Source organism: Verrucomicrobiota bacterium (assembly GCA_016871535.1).
GTDB lineage: Bacteria > Verrucomicrobiota > Verrucomicrobiia > Limisphaerales > SIBE01 > VHCZ01.
In genome coordinates this window covers 1-3,292 of sequence record VHCZ01000411.1, presented here as the reverse complement: position 1 = coordinate 3,292, position 3,292 = coordinate 1, and the positions used below count along the sequence as shown (strand labels likewise).

Below are 3,292 nucleotides of genomic sequence, written 5' to 3'. Positions count from 1 at the left end.
CAAAGGCCGCCTGGCTTCGTTGCTCCTCAGTCGAAGATCCAGGGAGGATATTCTCCTTCGTTGCGCCTCGCCATCCGGCCTTTGGCGCGAAAACAGGACCCCGCGGAATTTTCGGACACGCTCTGAGGAGAAACGAAGCCAGAAAGCGAAATCGCCCCAGCCCTCCGGGGCGGGGCGGCGCCTGGCCGGCTGCGGCGTTGCTCGTCGGTCACAGCCCCAAAACGGGGATGCTCCCTCCTCGCGCCTTGCATCCGGCCAGGCGGCGCTCCCGCCAAAACCGGAAGTTATTTTTGCACAGACCCTCAGCCGCGAGCAGGAAGTCGAGATCGGGCGGCGCATTGAACGCGCGCAAACCGAGATTCGACGCCTGATCTGCGCCTTCGGGCTCACCGCCAAGGAACACATCGCGCTCGCCGACAAATTGCTCGCGCTCCCGCCCAAGGAACGGTTCGACCGCGTTATCTCGGACAAAATTCAGGATCGGGACGCGCACCTCAACCGGTCGCGAACGTTGATCGGCCAGGTTCGGCTGCTGGATCCAATTGAAACGCGTGCTGGCCGAAGCACACCAGGCTCGAACGGAAATGGTCGAAGCCAATCTCCGGCTGGTCATCGCCCTGGCCAAGCGATACCTCAACCGCGCCGTTTCGTTCCTGGACTTGATTCAAGAGGGCAACATCGGGCTGATGAAAGCGGCGGAACGGTTTGAATACCGCCGCGGCTACAAGTTCTCCACTTACGCCGTCGGGTGGATCCTGCAGTCCATAACGCGCGCGATCGCCGATCAGGCCCGCACCATTCGCATCCCGGCGATCTCTTTCTGTCATGCAAGCCCTGCAACCGGCCGGCGTGAACCCGACCTGTCCCGGAGAGATTGCCATTCGCCTGGAGTCAGCGGTCGAAAGGGCGGCGCTCACTGTGCAGACTGTGGGATTGACGACAGATCGACCGGAGAACCGTAGCGCAGATTTTCAATCTGCGGTATCGCCGATTTCCAATCGGCAGGGCGCCGGCAAGTCCCAGCGTGCTCGGACTGGGGGACGCCCCGCAGAATACAATTCTGCGATACGGCAGAGTGCAACTCTGCGCTACGAGCTTTGTCGTCCATCCCGCGGACCAAGCAGTACGTTAAGACGTCCACCCGTCTGACAGAGATCCTGCAACTCTGGTAATCGGTCGGCGGAGGCTAAAAGCCTGTTTATGTGGTCTGCAAATAGGAGTCGCCGCGAAAGCGATTCTTGAGCAGCCCCAATGCTCCGGAAACCAACATGCCGATGCAGCGGAATTCATGACCGTCGTTGACCAAAGATTCCAAGACATGGCAGTAGGTCCTGTCAAACTCGGCGATGCAGACAATCAGCGGCCTTCCTGGCCTTGCGAAACGGGAATTCATGCCCACGCCCTCCTTTGCTTATGTTTCAGTTTTTGAAATGCGCCAAATTGCCAATGCTTGCAACCTTCCAGCCTATTGACACGTGTGGTCGTGTTTCTGCTCGAACCATGTTTGGGACAAGCCCACTCCCTCCAGCGCTGTTCTCCACGGTGCGGAACATGGCCGAAGCAGACCTGCTTGCCAACGTCGAGCGGAAATCCGGTGGCGGACCGCGGACAAGGCGGTCCGTGCTCCTGTCGCAACTGCTTGTCTTCCCGTGCTTCATCCAAACACTTGCGCCAAACGGGCGGCGGGGCAGAATGAGTGCGCCGCACACGCGATCAATAACCATGGGCCGCAGCTCAAACGCCGGTTAAGGCAATATGCAAAGCGCGTTGCCTCTCTCAGCCACCCTCCGCCGCGCCGTCATCGATGTCGGGACGAACTCGGTCAAGCTGCTGGTGGCGGACGTGACGGGGCGAAGTGTTGTGCCGCTCCACGAGCGCAGCCACCAAACGCGCCTCGGCGCCGGATTCTACGAAACCCACTGGCTGCAACGCGACGCCATCGAGCGCACGGCCAGCGCCGTGGCTCAGTGCGCAGACGAAGCCGCGCGCTGGCAGGCGCAATCCATCCGCGTCATCGCAACCAGCGCGGCGCGGGATGCCCGAAACCAGAGCGAACTGCAAAGCGCGATTCAACAAGCGTCCGGGCTGGCCGTAGAGATTATCTCCGGGGAACAGGAAGCGGACTGGGTTTTTGCCGGCGTCACGAGCGATCCGGCGCTGGCGTCGCATCCGTTGCTCATTCTGGATGTTGGCGGTGGGAGCACGGAATTCATCCTCGGCGACGGCCCCGCGCAAATCTTCCGCCGAAGTTTTCCGCTGGGCACAGTCCGGTTGTTGGAGCGCATTCGTCCGTCCGACCCGCCGTTGGAGAGCGAATGGTCGGCTTGCCACGCACAATTGCAGCAATTCCTGAAACTGGAAATCCGGCCGCACCTGGATGAGCCGCGAAAGCAATGCGCCGGACACGCCCTCCAACTGGTGACGACGGGCGGCACCTCGTCCATCCTGGCGGCGATGCAACTTGAACTCCCCGCGTTCGACCGCGTTCGCATCGAGGCGTTGCGGCTGACGCGTAAAGACGTCTGGCAGCGGCAGAGGCATTTGTGGGGACTGCCCCTTGCCCAGCGGAAAACGCTGGCCGGCCTGCCGCCCAATCGCGCCGACGTGATCCTGATGGGCGTGGCGATTTTGGCCATGGTCATGGAGGAGTTTGGCTTCGAGGCGATGCGCGTGAGCACGCGCGGCCTGCGCTTTGCCGCGATGATGGATTTGGGGTGATCAGTTGCCAGTTGCCAGTTGTGAGTTGCGGGTCTGGTAATCACCGGTGTTGGGAGCAAAGCTTGCGCCTGGTGGTCGCGGGGCCATACTCGGATTTGAACATGGATTTCCTTAGGCAAACCCTTTCGGACCTGCACTCGGCCCATGAACCGGATGGTAGGGCGAGTCCGTCCTGGCGAGCCGCTCCACGCGTTTGGAACACGTCCGGATCGGCTCGCTGGGGACAGGCTCGCCGTACCGTCAGGCTCAAGGGAAGCTTCCACGGCCTTCGAGCTGTGCACACGGCCCATGAACCGAAAACCGTGCGGACCGCAGCCTTTAGGGTCTGTGCAAAAATAACTTCCGGTTTTGGCGGGAGCGCCGCCTGGCCGGATGCAAGGCGCGAGGAGGGAGCATCCCCGTTTTGGGGCTGTGACCGACGAGCAACGCCGCAGCCGGCCAGGCGCCGCCCCGCCCCGGAGGGCTGGGGCGATTTCGCTTTCTGGCTTCGTTTCTCCTCAGAGCGTGTCCGAAAATTCCGCGGGGTCCTGTTTTCGCGCCAAAGGCCGGATGGCGAGGCGCAACGAAGGAGAAT

2 protein-coding genes and 1 pseudogene are annotated in these 3,292 nt (G+C 61.8%); 2 read left to right on the top strand and 1 reads right to left on the bottom strand.

The features are described from left to right. Nucleotides 1–208: 208 nt before the first annotated feature. On the bottom strand, nucleotides 209–493 hold the full coding sequence (locus FJ398_26915) for a hypothetical protein (protein ID MBM3841511.1): 285 nt from the start codon (nucleotides 491–493) through the stop codon (nucleotides 209–211). Between the two features lie 67 nt (nucleotides 494–560). Here FJ398_26915 and FJ398_26910 point away from each other — a divergent pair. Then, nucleotides 561–809, top strand: a pseudogene (locus FJ398_26910) (sigma-70 family RNA polymerase sigma factor). A gap of 946 nt (nucleotides 810–1,755) precedes the next feature. Further along, a complete protein-coding gene (locus tag FJ398_26905) occupies nucleotides 1,756–2,718 on the top strand; it encodes a Ppx/GppA family phosphatase (protein MBM3841510.1) in 963 nt (320 codons plus the stop codon). Nucleotides 2,719–3,292: the final 574 nt, after the last annotated feature.